Source organism: Phaeodactylibacter sp., assembly GCF_040219495.1.
Lineage (GTDB): Bacteria > Bacteroidota > Bacteroidia > Chitinophagales > Saprospiraceae > Phaeodactylibacter.
This window is the reverse complement of the sequence record NZ_JAVJSK010000155.1, coordinates 128,435-148,261: the sequence shown is the minus strand read 5'-3', so window position 1 is coordinate 148,261 and position 19,827 is coordinate 128,435. Positions and strand designations below refer to the sequence as shown.

18 protein-coding genes are annotated in these 19,827 nt (G+C 51.0%); 4 read left to right on the top strand and 14 right to left on the bottom strand.

Going from position 1 to position 19,827, the window contains the following annotated elements; translation table 11 throughout:
* Positions 1 to 228 precede the first annotated feature (228 nt).
* Together RIC19_RS24900 and RIC19_RS24895 are read left to right on the top strand one after the other, a co-directional pair.
* The gene (locus tag RIC19_RS24900) at positions 229 to 621 is read left to right on the top strand and encodes a hypothetical protein (protein ID WP_350181104.1); all 393 of its coding nucleotides are present in this window, start codon (positions 229 to 231) and stop codon (positions 619 to 621) included.
* 140 nt (positions 622 to 761) lie between these two features.
* Positions 762 to 1,664, top strand: a complete 903-nt coding sequence (locus RIC19_RS24895) for an HAEPLYID family protein (protein ID WP_350181103.1) — start codon at positions 762 to 764, stop codon at positions 1,662 to 1,664.
* A 90-nt stretch (positions 1,665 to 1,754) separates the two neighbouring features.
* On the opposite strand, the gene RIC19_RS24890 is transcribed toward RIC19_RS24895, so the two are convergent.
* The 6 genes from RIC19_RS24890 to RIC19_RS24865 form a co-directional block, all read right to left on the bottom strand.
* Complete coding sequence (locus RIC19_RS24890) at positions 1,755 to 2,819, bottom strand: mandelate racemase/muconate lactonizing enzyme family protein (protein ID WP_350181102.1); 1,065 nt, start codon at positions 2,817 to 2,819, stop codon at positions 1,755 to 1,757.
* A 139-nt stretch (positions 2,820 to 2,958) separates the two neighbouring features.
* The gene (locus tag RIC19_RS24885) at positions 2,959 to 3,756 is read right to left on the bottom strand and encodes a creatininase family protein (RefSeq protein ID WP_350181101.1); all 798 of its coding nucleotides are present in this window, start codon (positions 3,754 to 3,756) and stop codon (positions 2,959 to 2,961) included.
* Positions 3,749 to 5,257 (bottom strand): hypothetical protein, encoded by a 1,509-nt coding sequence (locus tag RIC19_RS24880; RefSeq protein WP_350181100.1) that lies wholly within the window; start codon positions 5,255 to 5,257, stop codon positions 3,749 to 3,751. Before RIC19_RS24880 ends, RIC19_RS24885 begins: the two co-directional genes overlap by 8 nt.
* Positions 5,254 to 6,312: an N-acetyltransferase DgcN family protein gene (locus RIC19_RS24875; protein WP_350181099.1), complete on the bottom strand. Its 1,059-nt coding sequence runs from the start codon at positions 6,310 to 6,312 to the stop codon at positions 5,254 to 5,256. Before RIC19_RS24875 ends, RIC19_RS24880 begins: the two co-directional genes overlap by 4 nt.
* A gap of 10 nt (positions 6,313 to 6,322) precedes the next feature.
* A complete protein-coding gene (locus RIC19_RS24870) occupies positions 6,323 to 7,396 on the bottom strand; it encodes a pyridoxal-phosphate dependent enzyme (RefSeq protein ID WP_350181098.1) in 1,074 nt (357 codons plus the stop codon).
* A gap of 205 nt (positions 7,397 to 7,601) precedes the next feature.
* Positions 7,602 to 11,000: a DEAD/DEAH box helicase family protein gene (locus RIC19_RS24865; RefSeq protein WP_350181097.1), complete on the bottom strand. Its 3,399-nt coding sequence runs from the start codon at positions 10,998 to 11,000 to the stop codon at positions 7,602 to 7,604.
* Positions 11,001 to 11,044: 44 nt separating this feature from the next.
* Between RIC19_RS24865 and RIC19_RS24860 the strand changes: the two genes are divergently transcribed.
* The gene (locus tag RIC19_RS24860; RefSeq protein WP_350181096.1) at positions 11,045 to 11,185 is read left to right on the top strand and encodes a hypothetical protein; all 141 of its coding nucleotides are present in this window, start codon (positions 11,045 to 11,047) and stop codon (positions 11,183 to 11,185) included.
* A gap of 51 nt (positions 11,186 to 11,236) precedes the next feature.
* Here RIC19_RS24860 and RIC19_RS24855 read toward each other — a convergent pair whose 3' ends face one another.
* From RIC19_RS24855 to RIC19_RS24825, 7 genes are all read right to left on the bottom strand, one after another.
* Positions 11,237 to 11,725 (bottom strand): hypothetical protein, encoded by a 489-nt coding sequence (locus tag RIC19_RS24855; protein WP_350181095.1) that lies wholly within the window; start codon positions 11,723 to 11,725, stop codon positions 11,237 to 11,239.
* Positions 11,722 to 12,966, bottom strand: a complete 1,245-nt coding sequence (locus RIC19_RS24850; RefSeq protein ID WP_350181094.1) for an AAA family ATPase — start codon at positions 12,964 to 12,966, stop codon at positions 11,722 to 11,724. Before RIC19_RS24850 ends, RIC19_RS24855 begins: the two co-directional genes overlap by 4 nt.
* A gap of 25 nt (positions 12,967 to 12,991) precedes the next feature.
* Positions 12,992 to 13,198 (bottom strand): DUF433 domain-containing protein, encoded by a 207-nt coding sequence (locus RIC19_RS24845; protein WP_350181093.1) that lies wholly within the window; start codon positions 13,196 to 13,198, stop codon positions 12,992 to 12,994.
* 166 nt (positions 13,199 to 13,364) lie between these two features.
* Entirely contained in the window at positions 13,365 to 14,528 is a 1,164-nt protein-coding gene (locus tag RIC19_RS24840; RefSeq protein ID WP_350181092.1) for a restriction endonuclease subunit S, read from the bottom strand.
* A gap of 202 nt (positions 14,529 to 14,730) precedes the next feature.
* Entirely contained in the window at positions 14,731 to 16,320 is a 1,590-nt protein-coding gene (locus RIC19_RS24835) for a type I restriction-modification system subunit M (protein WP_350181091.1), read from the bottom strand.
* Positions 16,321 to 16,463: 143 nt separating this feature from the next.
* Positions 16,464 to 17,705, bottom strand: a complete 1,242-nt coding sequence (locus RIC19_RS24830; RefSeq protein ID WP_350181090.1) for a hypothetical protein — start codon at positions 17,703 to 17,705, stop codon at positions 16,464 to 16,466.
* 93 nt (positions 17,706 to 17,798) lie between these two features.
* Positions 17,799 to 18,011 carry a hypothetical protein gene (locus tag RIC19_RS24825; RefSeq protein ID WP_350181089.1) on the bottom strand — a complete coding sequence of 71 codons (213 nt, stop codon included), beginning with the start codon at positions 18,009 to 18,011 and terminating at the stop codon, positions 17,799 to 17,801.
* A gap of 311 nt (positions 18,012 to 18,322) precedes the next feature.
* Here RIC19_RS24825 and RIC19_RS24820 point away from each other — a divergent pair, with 311 nt between their 5' ends.
* On the top strand, positions 18,323 to 19,351 hold the full coding sequence (locus RIC19_RS24820; protein WP_350181088.1) for a helix-turn-helix transcriptional regulator: 1,029 nt from the start codon (positions 18,323 to 18,325) through the stop codon (positions 19,349 to 19,351).
* 51 nt (positions 19,352 to 19,402) lie between these two features.
* Here the strand turns inward: RIC19_RS24820 and RIC19_RS24815 are convergent, their stop codons facing one another.
* Positions 19,403 to 19,762: a lipocalin-like domain-containing protein gene (locus RIC19_RS24815; RefSeq protein ID WP_350181087.1), complete on the bottom strand. Its 360-nt coding sequence runs from the start codon at positions 19,760 to 19,762 to the stop codon at positions 19,403 to 19,405.
* Positions 19,763 to 19,827 lie beyond the last annotated feature (65 nt).

The following is a 19,827-nucleotide window of genomic DNA, read 5'->3' as shown; positions in this document are numbered from 1 at the left end:
TTATACTCCCCTCGGGCACAATAAGTGATTTTTGACTTTTTCTTTTTGCGCCCTGCGGCGTTAAAAATGCTCGCCGTAGCTACGCTATGCCTGCGCTTTTTACCTTGCAGGCCACAAAAATAAAGTCGTCAAAATTTCACCTCTCGTGACCGAGGGGAGTATAATATCAACCGATTTTGACGTGGGCTGCATCCCATTGCTTACCTTTGGTGCAGCAAAGTAACATCTATGATCATTAGTCAATGGCGAAACCGACTGTTTTTCAGGCTACTGACCGCTTTTTTGGGGCTGGTCTTCCTGGACGGTATCGTGGACCCACCGGATATGTATTCGGATGTTGTAGCTGAAGACCTTTCCTATAATGAAATGGAAAGTGTACTCGAACTATTCGTTGAGTGTGTGCTTCAGTATGAAGACTTCTTTCAGGAGTACGATGACGATGATGCAGGCAAGACGTTACTGAAAAAACGCTCCAGCCTCGACGTATTCCTGTTTCCAGCGCTGATGCCAGTGTCGCCCGGGCCCCGCTCCGGACTGCATCGTTGCGCGCAAACGCAGTTGGAAGATCCCAAAGACATCTGGCTCACGCCCCAAACCCCTCCACCGGACTTTCCTGCCTGAACTCTGCTGTAATGTGCAGCGAAGTCTACTTATTCCCATCACCTCGGTTCTGCTTTGCAGCAACTGAAGACTTTTCAATTATTGCTCCATTTGGTATAGCATGAGCTGCACAGCCTGTGCTATGCCCCAACTATACAATCATGAAACATTTGATCACTCAGGCGCTGCTTAGGGCTTCCCGAAAAACAAAATCAGTTGTGCATTTTGTTTTTGCCCCACTACTTAGTGCATGCTGCCTGCCCGTATTACTTTTTGCACAAACCCCTGCTGAACAGGACAGCCTCTACGTTCTCGAAGTGGAAAGCGGCGGCTTGCGCCCCAAAGTCCTGCACGCTGAGCCCCTCTACATCGATCTGATCAGAGACCTGGGCGCGCGCAAGGGCGAAAAGGAATGGAATGTAGGCTTAGGCCTGACCGATAATCAGGTTTTTGATACCTACGAAGCATTGGTGGAGTACGAATGGGCCCCGGTTGACCGGCTTGGGCTGGAAGTAGAATTGCCCTTCACCTTTCATTTTCCGATAGAGGAGGGGATGTCTGCGCCCGGCAGCCGCCTGAATAGCCTGAAAATGGCTGCCCAGTACACCTTTTTGGTCAGTGAGGAGAAAAGTACCTCTATGGCCCTGGGCTACATCCATGAATTCGAATTGCCGGAATTTTCAATGTACGGAAGCACGTCCATGCTCAAAGGGCACATTTTCAACCCCTTTTTGGTGATGGCTAAGCGGTGGGGGACGCACTACCACACCCTGCTTTATACCGGCCCGGTCCTGGAGGCGATCCATGGTATGGATATGCGTCAATCCTGGCAAGCCAACTTCAACTTCCATTACATGATTACCGGCACCCGGAATTTCATTGGTGTGGAGTTCAATCAGGAATTTAAGCGGGGCGATTTCGATATGGTCATCCGCCCGCAGATGCGGGTCGGGCTGGCCGACAACTTGCTGGTTGGTATTGTGGCCGGCATCCCTGTGGAGCGGGAAAACCAGCGCCTGAGTACCTTTATCCGGCTGATTTATGAGCCGGGGCACAGGCATTAAAGGACATGCCGGGGGTAAGCCGATTCATAGCTTTTCACAGCCTGATAACACTATCCGGTCAGGCTTACCCCCGCGCATTTCTCAACGCTACTACAAGTTAACTTTTCCCAAACCCGTTTCTTCCGTTGGAGCAATCCAGCCGTTCTCTATCGTAAACAAGCCGGAAAAGGGGTCATTGGTGAAATCCAAATGCCCATCCAGGTCGGCATACTCTACATTAGGGCGCGAGAGTGCGAAATGAAGCCCTGCAGCGATGCCTAATGCGCATTCATCCAGACAACCGACCATGACTTCCATGCCTGCAGCCTTAGCTACTGAGTTGATATGCTGGGCTTCGGTGAGGCCGCCTACTTTCATGATCTTAATGTTGATCATATCAGAGCTATCGTGTTTAGAAAGCCTGTAAACGTCGTTGAGTGACCGGATACTCTCATCTGCCATGACCGGTACTTCCACACTGTTGACCACCTTGCGCATAGCCTCGTCCTGTCCGTAAGGGGTGGGCTGCTCCAGTATTTCTATTTTCGCTGCTTTGGTTTGTTCAACAAACTGTATCGATTGCGCGATACTGTAACCCTGATTGGCATCAAAGCGGAGGGTCAGTTCCTGCCCCAGTTTCTCTCTGAGCCTGAATACTTTTTCGATGTCTTCCTCCACATTCAGCCCTCCTTTCAGCTTGAGGATACGGAAGCCTTGCTGCCAATACTCCCTTGCCAGCCTGAGCGTTTCGTCCAATGGTTCGATGCCAATAGTGATGCTGGTTTGAATCTTTTTGCGATAGCCGCCCAGCAATTGGTACAGAGGCAGCCGGGCCTTGCGCGCCATTAAGTCATACAAGGCTATATTCACCATAGCCAAGCTGGAACGCATGAGGGGGTTTTGCGCCTTGAGCTCCTCGTGGAATCGCACAATCTGGAAAGGGTCTTGTCCTTTTAGTTTCGGTATGATTAATTGCTCAATATTGGCGATTACATCATCGGCCGATTCATGGGTGATCTTTTCGTCAGGTGCTGCACAGCCCCAGCCCGTCAGGCCATCCGAGGTGGTGATTTTAAGGATCACATTGTCGGCCTGGTCGATAGACTCGTAAGCGATGGTGTAGCCCGACTTCATTTTCAGGTCAAGGCGGATGAATTCTATCTTGTCGATGGTCATGATTTAGTAGTTTGACGGAAATAAGCTGCTCCATTTTTTCTTGAAGCTTTTGTGATATTTCAACGCAACTTTCCGGTTGTCAGTTGCTTATGGAATATCACAAAACCAAAAATGGATCAACTTATTTTGTTTCCGTTTCTTAGTACCGGTTTTGATAGAGCTTCTCTAAAGGGGTGTTTTTGATGCTTTCCACGAATTCGACCATTTTTTCTATAGAGATGTCCCACATCTTTTTGCCCTTTTCTGCTGTAGCTTTTTTGGCGTTGCCCATGACACCGGATTCCGAAATACGCTGGGTGTGTACGTACCAGTTTACGCCACGTTCGGATGTAAAATCAAGGTATTCATTGTTTAAGTCCAGCGTTTCATCCACCGCTAAGTCCATGTTGACCAATTCAGGTCTTACCGCAAGCGTGGTGCTGGTTTCTATCTCACCCGCGTGGATGTCGTTAGGCGTGTCAATGAGGCCATACAGGTCAACATCGCTACTCTCTCCGGTATCTACGCACACAAAGATTTTCGCGTCGCGGTTGATCATCTGAGCTGCGAATGATAAGGTGGGCTTATTGTCGCCGTGACCGTTCAGGATAACAATTTTCTTGATGCCGTTATGCGCCAGGCTCATACCAATGTCATAGACAAAGGCGGCGAGTGCATTATTGCTAACGCTCAGCGTACCTTTGAACGCGCTGTGATGGTAAGAAACGCCAAAGGGGATAGGCGGCAACACAAACGGTTTGGGTTCGGCACAGCGTTCTGCCACTTTCTCAGCCATATAGACCGCATCGAAGTAATCTACATCTACGGGCAAGTGAGGCCCGTGTTGTTCGATGGCACCGCAGGGCAGGATAGCCGTATCCACCAATTTAAGCCGTTCTTCAATTTCTTTCCAGGTAAGCGTTTCCCAAAGGAAGTCTCTCTTGTATTTATTAGACATTGTATTTGTATGGTTTAGAGCTTAAGAAGGAGTGATTGAGCTCCAGTTCCTGCCATCCGTTTTCTTTTTTTTGGATGGCGCCATTGCTGTAGGGGCTCAAAATGGAGAATAGGGGGGCACGGATATGATCAGGCAGGTCTGCCAGGTCGCTTCTTTCGTTGTCAAATCGCAATTGCATGACCCTGGGATGTTCCCGGGCCAGTTTTTTGGTGAACGCATTTGCCTGAATATGGCCTTTGGATAGCAGCAAGTGATAAAGGTGGGCAGCATCAGAGCCAACCTGCTTTACGCTGGCGTTGGAAAGTTGCGCCAGGGCTACTTTGATTTGATCAGGGGTATACCCACAGTTTCCGGGGTGCTCCCCGAGTGCCGTAATCATGCCGGTAATACGCCGGCACTTTTCGCATTTGCCGCAAGGATACATGCGCTTATCTCTTTCATGGGCGGCATGACAGCTGATTTGTTGCTTTTGCAAATCGGGATAGCGCTTTAAAAGCACCTTCATGATCAGGAGCTCCGACATACTCCGCAGCATGGAATACTGGAGCAGGTTCCAGCCTTTTTTTTGGTAATACCGGGTAAGCGCATTGTCGAAATACTTGCTTTGGTCGTAAAGGGCCGAATAATGCGAAATGCCATTGGTGGTTTTCCGCTCGGTGGTGTCATACTCATCGCCTACAATAACGTTGCCCAAGCCTTTTTTCAAAGCTGCTGGCAGCACACCAAACAGAAAAACGGCAACGGTCCATAGCCGGACCGGATAGATGTCTGCACGGATAGAGGCGTAGTTGGGCTTGATGAATGAGAGGTTCTTCACCATCCAATTGAAGATACGGTCACTATTGCACCAAACCTTACCGGTGTTAGGCTCCGTTTCCCGAAAATAGCGATAGGAATTCACCGCCGTAAACCAGTGCCTGCCGGCCTCATTCACAAAGATGGGATAAGGTTCTCCAAATTCTTTGATCAGACCGTAGGAAACCAAACTGTCTTTCCCGCCGCTGCTCAGTATGGCATATTTGTCTAAATCGGGCTTCACCTCATTGAAATAGCCCGGGCTGGAAGGTAATGTATCCTGGGCAAAAACAATTCTGGCTTGCGTGTACCGGTCTTGCCTTGTGGCTTGTAATCCCCGATAATCTTCTATTAAAAACGGGTTGTCGATCAGTAGTTTATTGGTCAGGATTTCGCGGCTGGTATTCTCAACCATGCTTTTGATAAAGTCCTGATCTGTTTTGTCATAGAACCCGTCAAAAATCAACTCCTGACAAAACAGGCCATAGTTCAGCGCTACCTGAGCGACCATCATGCTGGCCAGGTTCAGGTCTTTTTTCCGCTTTTTGTCAAAGGTGGACCTATTGTAGGTGTAAAACAGCACGTTAGTAGCCGTGCTACCATCCCGGTGAAGGATTTCATAAGTAGCAGACACCCGTCCGGGCTTCACCTCCAGCTTATGCACCCGCAGGGACTTCAGGACCACGAAATCTTTCAGTTGTTTCACTTCAACATGGTTTTGAGTACATCCACCAAGCCTTCGGGGCCATGCGCCAAAACGTCAAATGCCGGTAGCCCGGTTTCTTTCGTGATTTTTTCGCAGGCGGGGATAATCTCATCGTCCTCCATGCCTTCGTGGTTGACCGTGATGGCAATGACCTTTTTCCCGGAAATCACTTCAATCGCCCTGATCTGTTCAGGCAGTGGGTGCAGCGTATAACCGGGGAAACCATCGTACTCCAGTCGTTTTGGTGCATGCTGCAGGACCACATAGTCGGGCCTTCCTGCCGCCAGGATTTCAAATCCTCCGGGATAAGCCGGGTTCATCAAACTGCCTTGCCCCTCAATTACAATAAGGTCGGGCTGTTCATTTTTCCAGGCTTCATGAGTAGCATGCTCAATTTCGCCCGATACAAAATCGTTGATGCAGCTGTCCATGATCATGGAATACTTAGCGCCTTGCATCCAGGCCGTTTGCCCGGTGCCTACCATGGCCGCTTTCAGGCCAGCCTTTCGGAAGCCATGCACGATGATCCATGCGCTCGTACGTTTTCCAATCGCTGAATCGGTGCCCAGTACGGCAATTTTCAGGCAATCCACTTCCTCTATTTTTCCGGTGAAGAAGTGCAGCTCATCCCGGTCGGGCGTCTTGCGGACGTCTTTTATCGTGCAGTCATGCTTTTTGGCCAATCTGACCAGCTTTTCATCTCTTGTCAGTATGTCGTGCAAACCGGAAGTGATATTCATGCCTTTCCGGATGGCCTTTCTGACGACTTCTTTATCCTCAGCGGGCAGGCGGCCGCCATCCGGCGCAAGCCCGACCACGAAGTTCTTGGCGCTTACCTTTTTGATCGCTGCCTCAAAGGATTTGAAAATGGGGATACCATTGGGTTTGTTATCCAGCACTTCACCTGCATCTTTACCGGCGTGGATTTCATCGATAATGCCTAAGACATCAAAGCGCTCGGTAAAACGTACCAGGCCATGGGCGGTTTTGCCTTCCAGCGTGTTGAACATCTTGTTGCAATAAACCAAGGCGGTTCCATCAATTGTGTCTTTCATTGGCTGTATGTTAATATTTTGCTGTAATTACGGCTACGAAACGGTCGTTGATCAGACGCTGTTGCTTATGGACATCTAGTAGTGCGATCAAGCCGGCGCAGGAGGAAGGCAGTATGCGCATGCCTTCTTTTTTATAGAGGTAATTGCTCATTTCCTTCAACTGCCTGTCGGTAACATGTGAAGCAAAACCTTTGGTCTCGCGCAGTGCGTGCAGGGCTTCATCCCCGTCAAAACTATGCCAATTTATCAACGCTTCGTTGATGACCGTCTCTTTTATTTTTTTAGGGTCGATATCTTCACAAACCTCCAAGCCCTTTAGGTGTGAAGAAATGATTGGATTCTTGTTTGCCGAGGAGCCCGCAACGAAAATAGGGATACGGGAAGTTTTTCCCCGTTTGTACAGCGAGGCAAAACCTCTGTATATGCCTGCCAAAACGGTACCGTTGGATACAGGGCAGGACAAGTACTTAGGGGCATCGCGCAACTGATCATAAATTTCCCGGGCAATTTCCGCATAAGCCGATATCTGCATCGGCGTATTCGCGCCACCGGGGTTGGCATCATACCACTCATACGTCTTGGCCATTTCACTCGAAAATACCACCACGTCCTCATAGCTCCCTTTGGTACGAATCAGTTCTGCGCCAAAGCTTTCAATCTCTGCGGTACGCACAGAATGATAGCTTTCCGGCATAAATACCTTGCACTTTATCCCTGCCAGGTGCGCCGCATAGGCACAAGCCACACCGTAGTTGCCGCAGGTGGCAAGCGCCACGGTATCGAAACCCCTTCTCAGGGCATCGAGTACCTGGGCAAAGGCAATGCGGTCTTTCTGGGTGCCGGAGGGATTGTTGCCTTCAAATTTGATGAAAAGCTGCCTCAGGTCGTAGTCCCGCTCAAGCGTCCGTGCCCGGGTCAGGTTGGTGTCGCCTACTTCGAGGTCTATGATGTCTTCAAAGGCCTCGGTGCGCTCCAAAATGCCAAGAGTTTGGTCTTTGACTATAGCACTGAGCGTTTTGACCTCAGTCGTATCTTTGATAACCGGAGAAGTGACGCCATCGAGCAGGTTGTTTTTTGATTTCATGGACCATTGGTAAAAGCCAGGAAGCTCAACTAGCTTCAAAAATAAGGGTAGAGGTAGAGATTCGGATCATATTTTAGTGCTGCTTTCGGTGCTCATGTGCAACGAGCAATTTCCCTTTTCTCTAGTCAATATACAAGATAGCAGGCAATAAAAAAATTCTAGAACGCTGGAATAGGTTTTATTCGCAGAGCGCTTGATTTAATTTCTAGCCTACCTCCGCATTCCGGTTGATTGTATCGATGATTCTGATGATTTTTGCTCTCTGTCGCTCATCGTCAAAAATACCGAAGATCCCCATGTCGTGCAGGTCGGTAAAGGGGGGGTGCGCCAGCGTGCGCTTTTGGATAGTGCCGTTGACCGCCAGGTAGTCGATCAGGCGGTTGAGGAAGGTCATTTGATCGGCGCGCAGGCTGCTTTGGTTGAGCAAATCCGCGAAAGCTTCCTTGGCAGCCTTGGTGTCGAGCCCCACGAGGCTGCGGATGAAAGTACCGAGTGGTTGGTCGCCCAGCTCCTTTTCGAGGGCTTCCCGGGCTACGGCGTCTTCTTCAAACAAAAGGCGTTCCAGCTCTTGCAGCTCAGCGGCTGTGATCGGCTGATTGGTGCGGAGTTTTTGGATGGCGATGTGCTCCCGGTTTTCCCGCACGTAGCGTTCCACACGCTGCCGGTAGTTGTCCATCGGCTCGATACCCCGCAGCACTTCTGCCGCCTCCGTCCCGTCGATTCTGTCTTTAAAATTAGTTTCGTACACTTTTCTTTCCCGCCGGGGGATGATGTGCAGCAGCCCGCGCAGGGCTTTGCGTATGCTTTCCAGCTCCGGCAGCGTGGCTTCCTGCAAAAAAGCAGCATCCTGCGCCCGCTGAATGTGGGGCATAGCCTTTTGTATGGCAGGGATATTGTGCATGCCGGCCAACTGACCGGCCAGGCGCTGTATTTTGCGCAGGTAGGGTTCCTGTGCCTCATCGCCACTAATGCGCAGGGCATAAAGCTCATGCATCAGCAGGTCAAAGCGCTTGGCGGCTTCGTCCGGATCGTCCAGCTCGATCAACGGGCCAAGAGAGTCGGTAATCTGCTCAATCTCGCTGTTGCCCAGTTCATTCCATTGGGCGCGGTCACGCAGTGGGTCGATTTCGCCCAGCTTCATCTGTATGCGGAAGTGGTCCCGTTGCGCAAAGAGGGCACTGACGGCACTATGGCAAAAGTCAAGTTGTTCCTGCCGGAAAGTGTCGGCAGGGTCCTGCTGTTTGATCAGCTGTGCCAGTTGCAAGCGGGCCTGGAAAATGCGGTGGGAGAGGCGCAGCGGCACTTTGGTTTGCAGCCCGTCCGGATTGTGCTCAAAGAACTCCAGGTTGCCACAAAAGTCGAAAATGTAGAAAAACGCCTTGTCCTCGCCGGGCGCAAACAGGTCGGGGCAAAGACGGGTACCGCGGCCCACCATCTGCCAGTACTTGGCGCGGGAGTAGACTGGCTTGAAAAAGACCAGGTTGAGCAGCTCGGGGATGTCGATGCCGGTATCGAGCATATCCACCGAAACGGCAATTTGCGGGTACTTGTTGATGTCCGAGAGGTCTTCGATAAGCTGCTGCGCAAAGCGGTCGTAATTGTCGATCACCCGGCAAAATTTGCTGCCGTACTGTGGGTACAGTTTGTCAAACCGCTGCTCGATGAGCTTGGCGTGTTTGTGGTTCTTGGCGAAAATGATACTCTTGCCCATCTTGTCCCCACCGGCTACCCGCTGCCCCTTCTGCATGAGGTGGTCAATGACTTTATCAATGGTATCATGGTTGTACAGCCAGCTGTTGATGGCGGAAGCGTCGATGTGCTCCGGGACTTCCCCTGCCTCATCCCGGAAAGTGGATTCGTATTCGGCCTGCTCTTCTTCGGAAAGATCATTGTAGTGGATGCCCCGGCGGACAAATCCGAGGTTGACCTTTTCGCCCCGGGGCGGCACCAGATAGCCATCGCGGACGGCTTCCTCTATATCGTAGGAGAAGGTGGGGTTGCGCAGCTCGCAGTCGAACAGCTCATAGGTGTCTTTATCTGACTGATCTTTGGGCGTGGCGGTCAGGCCCAGCAGCAGAGCGTCGAAGTATTCAAAGATGGCATTGTATTTCTGGTAGACCGAGCGGTGTGCCTCGTCCACGATAATCAGGTCGAAGTGGCCGGGCGTAAACAGGCGGGTATCTCCACTGCGGGTACCATCTATACGGTTCATCATCGTAGGGTAGGTGGAGAAAACAAGACGGGTGTCCGTTTCTTCCTTTTCCTGCGTAAGGTCGATGGCGCTGAGATGAGGCGTGTGCTGTTTGAAGGCTTTCTTCGCCTGTTTGACCAGCGCACTGCGGTCAGCCAGGAAGAGTACCCGTTTGACCCAGTTGGCTTTGGAAAGTAGCTCCACAATAGCGGCGGCCGTCCGGGTTTTGCCCGCTCCGGTCGCCATTACGATCAGGGCAGAGCGTTTGCCGCCACGTAATTGTCCATCGGCTTCCTTCGCATAGGTTTCCATGACGCGCTGAATGCCTTCCATCTGATAGTGGCGCCCGGCAATTTCAGTATTGGGCCTGAGCTTGCGGATATCCTGCCGGCTTTGCCGCCGGTCAATGAGCAGTTGCAATTCGTCCCGGCTCAGAAAACCGGAAACTTCACGGGCACTGTAGAAGGTGTCATCCCAAATCCAGTTTTCGTAGCCATTGGTGAAAAAGATGATGGGGCGCTGCCCGTGCATGCGCTCCAGGCAGTCTGCATAAAGCTCCGCCTGATGCTGCCCCTGATAGGCCTCCTTGCTCGTGCGCTTGGCTTCGATAACTGCCAGGGGTTTGCCATTTTGCCCCCAGAGGACATAGTCGGCATTGCCCCGCCCGGTTTTGTTGGCCGCCACGGGCAGGCCCTCTACCGGGTACTCCCGCACATTCGGTGCATCAATATCCCAGCCGGCTTCCCGGAGCAACACATCGATGAAGATTTCCCGGGTTTCCTTTTCGCTCATTGGCGGTGGAGGTAGTACGTTGCCCGCAGCTTTATTCTGGGATTTGATGGCCTGCAGGGCTTCCAGCTGCGCTTTCAGGCGGGCGGCTTCCTCTTCGGCCTGCAGGCGGCGGCGGCGTTCCTTTTGCAGCTCTTCCACCCGTTCCTCCACCTGCTGTTGCATGCGCTCCAACTGTGCCTTACTTTTCTCTGCCGTACCTTTGGCGGGGATAAAGTGGTCTTCGAATGTCGGTACCTCCGGCCGCTCTTCACTGTACAGGCGTGCGCACCAGCCCAGGAAGCGGTGCAGGTACTTAAGCATCGCCAGCGCTTTGTACTGAGAGGTTTTGCCGGTATGCACGGCATTATTACCCTCTTTGCGAATGATGTGCAGCTCTTTGTACATGCTCGGTGGCAAAATCTCCCGGAAGGTCCGCTCGTACATACGGGAAGACAGGGCCGTATCATAAGGCGCTTCCAGCTCCCCGTCATTTTCGTACAGCCAGTTGACCATCAGCTCCAGGGTCAGGCGGCTGTAGAAGACAGAGGTGACGGGCGCGGTGATGCCGTGGGCTTCGGCCTGCTGTGCGTTTTGGAATACTTCGGGCCAGCCCTCACGGAGGAATTGGAAGTTGGAGTCCATAGATGTCCTGCTGTTGAACTGGGAATATAAGTAAATTTAATGGGTTGCAGAATAAAAGCCGGGAAAATGAAAGCTACGAGCGCAATTACATCAAGGGGAAGTATGGCGCTATACCATTCCTGGGCAATTTTGAGGACCTTTTTCCTAAACCTTTAGCGTTGTCTGGTTATGAAGATGAAGGATAAAAAGGCAGCGCAGAAAAAGAAAAAAGAAGCGCATAAAAAACAGATATGAGGCTATACATTAATTTTATTGACAATGCTCAAGCGAAAACCTGTTTCGTTGAAAAATGACTGCATCTCTTGTTTGTGAGAATACTTAAATTGAGGGTATTTACTATTGGTCAGAAAGGCTCTTTTACGAGAAAAATCAGCCCCATCATCATTATTCGCTTTGAAGTGGGCGATGGTTGTCTTCAATTGTTCAATACCATCCTTTACCCAGTTTTTTCGGATGCGCTTCAGTTCGACAAAAACAAGGTTTTGTTCGTATACCAGTAAGCCATCACAGCGTTTTGCCATATCACCGTTTTCTTCAAGTACTTCGATACAGTTATCTACCGCGACGAATTCAACCGTTTTCTTCTCTTTATTGATAACTTCAGCTATCCAGGTGTCTTGATTTTTAGTGTCAATATAAGCTGGTCTGCCACTTTCTTCATCACACAAACCAAAAAGGGAGGCTGCGGTCTCTTCGGTACAATCTTCATCAAAAAAGTTGATCATACCAGTGCTTCTTCTATCTCCAGCAGCTCATCAAAAAGCTGGTTCGTATCAAACAGGAACTGGTTGAGGTAATTCTCATCTGAGGGCAGCCCCTCAAAATCAGGCAATCGGCGGATGCTCCCATCTTCAAGAAATTCATACACAATTGCTTCTCCGGGCTTTATGCAGGATTCTACCGGAACGATTACAGCTATTTTTTCTTTAATTGACGGGGCATCTCCCATTTCATAAGATTTATGCAAAAGCTGGCCGCCCTTAATAGCAATGGTAAGATAATTTAAAATGTAGGGGCTATGCGTAGTAAGCAAAAGCTGATTGCAAGAAGTCAGATTATTGAACTGAAGCAGCTCATTCAGCAAACTGCGCTGTGAGGTTGGAAACAGGTTCTGTTCAATTTCTTCAACAATGTTTACAAAGCAGGTATTGCGATAGCTCATAGATAATCGCTCCAATGCTGCTGAGCGTACCTCTTCCGTCAAATTGGGGTTGTTGAGGATTTTGTCGATTTCCTCTTTGAGTTGATGTGTTTGTTCCAGACTCATTCCGTGTGCTCCGCTATTAGAGTCCACCCGTTCTATGGCTACTGAGTAAGCCAGGTTTCGAGATACCAGATAAAGGGGGAGTAAAGATTGGATTCCACTCGATGCCTCATGTAGTTTTAGCCTGAACCCCTCTCCTTTGATAAAAGACTCCCGACCCTGTGTACGAAATTCAAAAGTGACATCATTTACTGGCAATTCCAGGGTTCCACCTAGTGCGGTTTTAGCCCGCTCAAATTCATCCAGAAAGGTATAGATTGGCGAAGGAAGATCCTGTATTCTCTCCGGGCGCTCCACCACACTCAGGAAGTTGCGCTCAGCGGGTACGTACATAATTTTGGGAGGCTGATAATCCGCCCCATCCGATACCGCTTCTGCTTTAAGTTGCCCGTTCGCATAATGGAACCGAAAGTAGGCTCCAATGAACTCTACTTCTGTCTCCGCCCGGAAATAGTTTTTTATCCCCTGGTAGGCGCAGTGCTTATTGACGAAATGCCCGGGCTTTTCCAGTTCATTGACCTTTAACTGCCCCCGGAACAGGCTCTTTTCAACCCAAGTACAGGTAGAAATTAGCTTGGCTACGCTGCTCTTGCCAGTAGCCTGATTGCCCAAAAATAAGCTTATCTTGCCAATGTCAAGGTACTCCTCCTCCGTTAAGCCTTCTTTTATCGGGCCAAAAGCCCTGATCTTTATCTTGCTCATTTTTTTGGTTGGTGCCTCTACAAATTTATAAAAAAGCAAGCAACTCCACCACCTGTTCTTTTTTCACGGAAGGGGAATCATGTAAAAACTCCTCCAGCGTATCGCCTGCCTTCAGATAGTCAAACAGATTTTTGACCGGCACCCGGGTGTGCGTAAATACCGGCTCCCCACTTTGGATGTCCGGTGCAATCGTAATGATCTGTGAGATATTCATGCTTTTCTGATTGACCATTTCAATATATAGCTTTATCGGTAATAATGCCAGCAGTAGCCTCTTTTTCAACCTGCTGCCCATACGCTTGGTTCCCCGCCCCACTTTTACCTTGAAAGCTTTACCCTTTAACCTTGCCCACTTTACCCTTTAACCTTGCCCACTTTAACCTTTCCCACTTTAACCTTTACCCTTCAAAAGTCCCCTGCAACACCCCACCAAACACCGCCTCCGCCGCCTCCAACTGCCGCTCCGCCAACCGCCGCTGTGCCTCGATGTTCGCCACCATGGCCGCAAAACGGGTTTGGAGGGGGAGGGGCGGGAGAATAGTTGGGAAATTTCGCAGCTGCGTCAAGTTGATCGTAGCTATACCAGTGGTTTGTTTTGCCGCGCGTAGAAAATACTTTTTCCCATATTTACTGCCTACGTAAGCGCTAAAAAATATGGGCAAGAGTTTGGTCTGGTTTAGCCTAACTCTGTAAATATGGTTTTGGTGAATGCATGGAGATACTTCTTGGTTCCAGACGTGCCCTCTTCCAAGTTTGTCCGGGTCGCCACCCTCTGTAAGCAGGACATCGCCCTTTTCAAGTAAATACCTATCGATTTCCTTTTGTGGAACTTTCAAATTTTTTATTTCTTCCAGATCAAGGTATCCATCTTGAACATTAGCAACTCGCATATAGGGTATTTCAATCAGGTCAGTTTCTTTGTATTTTTTTCCTTTGGCTACTCCAGAAACCACATCAGCAACTTCGCTAAGTTTAGTCTTTTTGAATTGTACTAACTTGTCATCCCCAAACACCTCCAAAAACACCGACCGCCCCAGCTCCGCATACGTCTCCACCACCGCCCGGCTCTTTTGCCGCAGCGCATCGGCCTTGTCGAGGCGGGCGGCCAGGCGGCGCTGCTCGGGGAGGGGGGGTAGGGGGATTTGAGCTTGACTAATATCGCCTTTGTTGAATCCAGCTTGAGCAGCTCTTGTACCTACTCCATTTATAAAAGATTGGAAAAATGGACTTACAAGATAGTAGTATAGAAAATCTTTGTTTAGCTCTTTCTCATTTGGTATCGTTTTGATCATGGCAACATTATATGCACCGCTCAGTCCTTTAAGTATTTTCCCTATTGACGCACCATACCTGCCAATCAAGATATCGTCATTATTACATTTTTTTAGCCGATCAGAGTCTCGAACAAAGGCAATATGATCCTCTTTTCCTTGAGTAAAGTCTCGTATTTGGAGCATTCTGATATAACCGTTCTGAGGAGTAGCTACCCATTCCTTTTTTGGTGGTTGGCTTCCTCCTTGGAAATCACAAACCTCTCCCAATTCCACCCTTTCCCATTTCATGTTGCTGTTGTTTTGGTCCACAGATGTTCACGAATTTTTGGCACAAATGGGCGCGGATGAGGGGGGATGCGGTTTTAGTCGAGCGTAGCCTTCTGTTATCTTACCAGCCTCTCTCGGTTCCACGCTTTCCCATTTCATATCGTTGTTGTTTTGGTCCACAGATGTTCACAAATTTTTGGCACTAATGGGCGCGGATGCTGGCCTAATCCAGCATGTCCTCCAGTTCCTGCATCAGTTGTGCGCGCTCGACCTCCATTGTACGGATGCGGGCCAGCAGTTCCTGCGGCGGGTCGTATTCCACGGCTTCGTACTCGATCTCCTTGTAGCGGTTGATGCTGAGGTCGTAGGCGTTGTCGCGGATCTCCTGCACGGGCACGTAGAAGGATTGGGCGGTGCGGGGGCGCTCCGTTTCACCTTCGGGCTGATGCCAGCGGTGCAGGATGTCGGGGATGTTGTTCTCACTGTGCTTTTGCACCCGGTACTCCAATACCTGCCCGTGGGGGTCGGTGAGGGTACTGAGGTGCTCGTCACCGGCCAGTTTTTCGGGCTGCTCGGGCAGGCGGCGGCCCAGTTCGCTGCGCTTGTCGTCCAGGCTGTAGCCGTCGGCCTGCATATCGTAAAACCAGACCTGGTCCGTGCCCCCGGAGTTGGTCTTGGTGAAGAATAGAATAGCGGTGCTGACCCCGGCGTAGGGCTTGAAGACGCCGGAGGGCATGCTGATCACGCCCTGTAGTTGGTGCTCCTCCACAATGGCTTCCCGTATGGCTTTGTGGGCGCGGCTCGAGCCAAAGAGCACCCCGTCGGGCACAATCACGGCGGCGCGCCCGCCCGGCCGGAGCATCCGCAGCATGAGGGCCAGGAAGAGCAGCTCGGTCTTTTTGGTCTTGGCCACCTTCAGCAGGCTGGGCTCCACAAAGTCGTAGTCGAGGCTGCCCTTGAAGGGCGGATTGGCGAGCATCAGGCTGTAGCGGTCGGTAATGCCGGCATTCTCCTCGCTCAGGGCGTCCACGTGCAGCAGATTGGGGCGCTCTATGCCGTGCAGCATCAGGTTCATCGCGCCTATGCGCATCATGCTGCTGTCGAATTCCAGCCCGTTGAACATGGCGCTGTTGTAGTGGGCGCGGAATTCCTTTTTGTAAAATTCGTCTTTGTGCGCCCGCCGCAGGTACTCATCGGATGCCACGAGGAAGCCGCAGGTGCCCGCCGAGGGGTCACAGATGGTATCGGTAGGCGTGGGCAGGGTCATGTCCACCATCAGCTGTATGATGTGGCGGGGCGTGCGGAACTGACCGTTTTGCCCGGCTGAAGCGATCTTAGACAGCAGGTACTCGTACAGGTCGCCCTTGGTATCGCGGTCGTCCATATCGAGCTTGTCGATGAGCTGCACCGCCCGGTCGAGCAGGCGGGGCGTGGAGATCATAAAGGTGGCGCCCTTCATGTGGTTGGCGAAAGCCGTATCCTCCGGGGCCAGGCGCTTCATGTAGTCAAAGACATTGGTCTGCTCCCCGTTGAGCGTAATGCCTCGGGTAAAGCGGTCGATCATAGCCTCCGGGTCCAGGTTTTTGAAGCTACTCCAGCGCAGGGGCGTGGCGGCTTCCGGGTAGATGGGGTCGGTGACGGGCATATCGAGTTCGCTCGCCTGTTTTTCCTTGAGCAGCTGCTGTTGGTCGAGCCGGCGCAGGAAGAGCAGGTAGGTGATCTGCTCGATGACGGTGAGCGGGTTGGTGATGCCTCCGGTCCAGAAGGTTTCCCAGAGTTTGTCGACTTCGTTGCGGAGTTGTCCGGTGAGCATGCGCGGTGTTTTGGTTTGGGAGGGAAGATAGGGAATTTTGGGAAATGGGGGGAGATTGAGGTTGAGGTTGAGGTTCAGGTCAAGGTTTAGGCTGCCCGAGTTACTTTCCAGGGAGCAACAGCAAGCTGTCGGCGCTGGGTATGCTAGTGCAATAGAATAATCTTTGGTGGCTGACGGTAAGCACCGGCGCGGCTCAGATTTTTTACGTGGTAATCCAATTGCCTCCTGGCTTCCGATTTGTCATGGACAGGCGAACCGATCTGAACCGTCCATATTGATGCTTCCGCACCAGTACAAGGTAGCCATAGTGGTCGGCATTCAGCCAGTCGGAGGCTTTCAAGGTCAGTAGCGCGTTGGCTGGCTTCAGCACCGGATTGAAACTGACCTTCAATGATCAGGTATCCTTGTGTGGGCAGGTTGCAGGTGGTATCGGCTGTTATTGTGGGTGGCGTAGGAGCGGGCTCCCCTGAATTACCTTTGGGTGTGGGTGCGTTTTGTAGGGTTTCAGTAGATGCAATTTCGGGGATGACTGCACTGGAATGATTATATCGGCTTCCTTTCTGGGCACCGAGTACAAATAAGAAAAGCAGGAAAACCAGGGTGACGGATAGCATTATTCTGGAATAGTATTTTTTCTGAGCAGGTGTTTTACGGAACCACCATATTGGCCGGTGCTTTTTGGATTGGATATGCTGAGCAATGCTGCTCTCTTCCAGGTATTTTTTTAGGATTTGTTTTCCGGGGCTGTTGTTGTACCGGGGTTCGACCTCCTTTTCGATCCGCCAGTTTTTATCAGGGCGCATCACGATTAAGCCTGCACCTTCCTGCCTACAGGCAAGGATAACCTGCTTTAGTTTATCCCTCGAGTGAATCCGGCTATCATAGGCAAACGCAAGCCAGCGCTCATTGGCAGGATAATTAGCCAGCTGTTGCAGGGCTCTGATTCGTTGAGTGAAGAAGAGTTTCTTTTGCTTTAGTATTTGGTAGAAAATGTAAGCAAGAGTGGCAGTTGTTAGCACGTGGGCTATATACCACAGTGGTTCCAGGAGCAGAGGCCTCCACAATTTGAAGAGCAATATGGAGGCGAATAATCCGATCAGGCAAGAAACTATATAAGCAGTGGTACGGGCCTGGCCATAGTCAATGGACTTATTGAGGTCCCCTTTGCCCAGGTCGCGTTTGACTTCCAGAGAGGCCGTAACTATTTTGGAGGGTCGCTGATGGAAAACGATCAGACCATCGGCCCGGAAGGCTTTATTTTGAGTAAAGGCTTCTGATCCGGCATAAACTATTCCATTACTGCTTCGGCTTTCGTAATACTGTTTTAGGTAATTGATGACCTGTTCCTGCACGAAAGCCTCTGAGAAACTCAATTGTGGGGTCATAGGTTTGGATCGTGTTTGAACCGTTAAGATAATAAAGTAGCTGCCAGCACAATGCCGGCAGCCGTAGGAAATTGCGTGTTACATACGCAAAGATTACTGTTGAAATTCGGGGTAGTTTTCCAGAAGGGTATGGAGCCGTTCCGTCTCTTCTGCTCCGAACTCCAGGGTTGAATAGAGGGCTTCCCCGTCTGGCCCATCTATTCGGAGGACTTCCGGTTTTTCCTCGCTGGAGCCATCAATAGAAGGGGCACAGGAAGCCATCAGCAGCAGAGAAAGCAGCATAAAAGCAGAGTAAATGATACGCATATCTCTTTGTTTTCGGCAAACCTACCACCGGCCTGCGTACTCTACCTACGCGGGGTGCAATGGTCTGTAGAAAAAGTGTTATGTTAGAGCGTGTTGGGACTTTTGTCTTCTAGTCGAGAACTAACAATTTTTTGGTTATACTAGGTGCGAAAACTGGAGTTTAGCCTGAGTTAGATAGCGTGTCCCGCAGTTTCCGGGAAGGATTTTCGGGACGAAGTATAAGCAAAAAAGTGTCCCGGTGCACCGGGACAGGCCGATTACTAAAGCCCCAACACGCTCTTAATGACCGAAACGAGAACCAAAGCATCAACATGGCAACGAATCGGCACGCTATGATCCGCTACCGGACAATTGACCGGTGCCTGACCCGGCGCAACAAACGCTACTGGACCTGGAAGGAGCTGGCAGCAGCTTGCGGGGAGGAGCTGCGTGAATACGAAGGTGGGGACCGGGCTGCTCCTGCCCGGGATACCATCAAGATGGATATTCAGAATATGAGGAGTGGCGTACTGGGGTACCGGGCGCCTATCCAATGGTATCCCAGAATAGGAGGCTACGCTTACAGCGACCTGGGCTTTTCCATTACCAAAATGCCATTGGGCACAGCGGATGTGGAAGCCCTGCGTGAAGCCATGAGTTTACTCCGGCAGTTTCGGGGTTTCCCTCAGGTACAGGGCGTAGAGCGGGTGGTCGCCAAAGTATCAGAGGCATTGAGGGTACGGCCATCCTCGGAGCCCGAAGTGCTGCAACTGGAAGACAATATGATCAGCAAGGGGCGGGAGTGGCTCGATTTGCTATACCGGGCCTGTCGCGATCAGCGTTGTTTGTTGCTGGAGTACCACCCTTTTAAAGTGCCGGAGGGTTACCGTTCCCGTCGTATCGTAAGCCCACATTTGGTTAAGGAGTACAACAACCGGTGGTTTTTATTTGCCTATGACCATCAGGAGTACCGCATCAGGACGTATGCCTTTGACCGCATCCAACAGGCTGAGGTTTATTTATTGGACGAGTTCAGAGGAGACCCGGCTTTCCATCCTGAACAGTTTTTTGCCGCTGTAATCGGTGTGTCAGTACCGGAAGGAGCGCACCCTATTCAGGTGCTGCTGAGCGCCACTCCGCAGCAGGCACGTTATATCGAAACCAAGCCTTTGCACCATTCTCAGCGCATTCATGCCCGGGCAGACGATGGCAGCCTGACTTTTGCCTACCAGCTCGTTCACAATATCGAGTTAGAAAACCAGCTATTGTCCTTTGGGGAATCAGTGGAAGTACTGGCACCAACAAGCCTGCGTGAGGCTATTGCCAAACGGGTAAGCCTGCTGTACAAGCGTTATCTTTAAATTATGCCCAACGCATCAAGTCCATTCAAGCTTCAAAACTCACTGGCGCCACTAACGTTTCACCAACACCAATACCTCCGGCGTACCCGCCCGGTTCATGTCCATGCGCAACGTGTCGGTGCCCGATAAGGCAACCTCCACCATCTTTTCGGCCTGCCCTTCAGCATGCGTGTAGAGTTTATCGGCCTCTACCCGGTAGCTGCCGGCTTCGGCCTGCGTACCGAAGGAAGCGCTGTAGGTCCCATCGGGCTGAAACTCAAAAGTTACCTGACTGGCATCCCGGTTGGAGGGCTGCTCGTTGACCATCCAGCTTACGCCCTGCCATTCGCCGGTGAGCTGGGTGTCGCCGCTGGTGTCTGTACTGCAAGAGGTCAGGAGCAGGATTGGGAAGAGCAAGAGAAGGTATTTCATAAGTGGTGCAAATGTGGAGGTGAATAATGGCTGTTAATAGTGGCAAGTTAAGGAAGAAATCCCAA

Coding starts and splice junctions, on each gene's coding strand:
- RIC19_RS24900 (WP_350181104.1), top strand. CDS start 229: ATGATCATTAGTCAATGGCGAAACCGACTGTTTTTCAGGCTACTGACC.
- RIC19_RS24895 (WP_350181103.1), top strand. CDS start 762: ATGAAACATTTGATCACTCAGGCGCTGCTTAGGGCTTCCCGAAAAACA.
- RIC19_RS24890 (WP_350181102.1), bottom strand. CDS start 2,819: ATGACCATCGACAAGATAGAATTCATCCGCCTTGACCTGAAAATGAAG.
- RIC19_RS24885 (WP_350181101.1), bottom strand. CDS start 3,756: ATGTCTAATAAATACAAGAGAGACTTCCTTTGGGAAACGCTTACCTGG.
- RIC19_RS24875 (WP_350181099.1), bottom strand. CDS start 6,312: ATGAAAGACACAATTGATGGAACCGCCTTGGTTTATTGCAACAAGATG.
- RIC19_RS24870 (WP_350181098.1), bottom strand. CDS start 7,396: ATGAAATCAAAAAACAACCTGCTCGATGGCGTCACTTCTCCGGTTATC.
- RIC19_RS24865 (WP_350181097.1), bottom strand. CDS start 11,000: ATGGACTCCAACTTCCAATTCCTCCGTGAGGGCTGGCCCGAAGTATTC.
- RIC19_RS24855 (WP_350181095.1), bottom strand. CDS start 11,725: ATGATCAACTTTTTTGATGAAGATTGTACCGAAGAGACCGCAGCCTCC.
- RIC19_RS24850 (WP_350181094.1), bottom strand. CDS start 12,966: ATGAGCAAGATAAAGATCAGGGCTTTTGGCCCGATAAAAGAAGGCTTA.
- RIC19_RS24845 (WP_350181093.1), bottom strand. CDS start 13,198: ATGGTCAATCAGAAAAGCATGAATATCTCACAGATCATTACGATTGCA.
- RIC19_RS24840 (WP_350181092.1), bottom strand. CDS start 14,528: ATGAAATGGGAAAGGGTGGAATTGGGAGAGGTTTGTGATTTCCAAGGA.
- RIC19_RS24835 (WP_350181091.1), bottom strand. CDS start 16,320: ATGCTCACCGGACAACTCCGCAACGAAGTCGACAAACTCTGGGAAACC.
- RIC19_RS24830 (WP_350181090.1), bottom strand. CDS start 17,705: ATGACCCCACAATTGAGTTTCTCAGAGGCTTTCGTGCAGGAACAGGTC.
- RIC19_RS24825 (WP_350181089.1), bottom strand. CDS start 18,011: ATGCGTATCATTTACTCTGCTTTTATGCTGCTTTCTCTGCTGCTGATG.
- RIC19_RS24820 (WP_350181088.1), top strand. CDS start 18,323: ATGGCAACGAATCGGCACGCTATGATCCGCTACCGGACAATTGACCGG.
- RIC19_RS24815 (WP_350181087.1), bottom strand. CDS start 19,762: ATGAAATACCTTCTCTTGCTCTTCCCAATCCTGCTCCTGACCTCTTGC.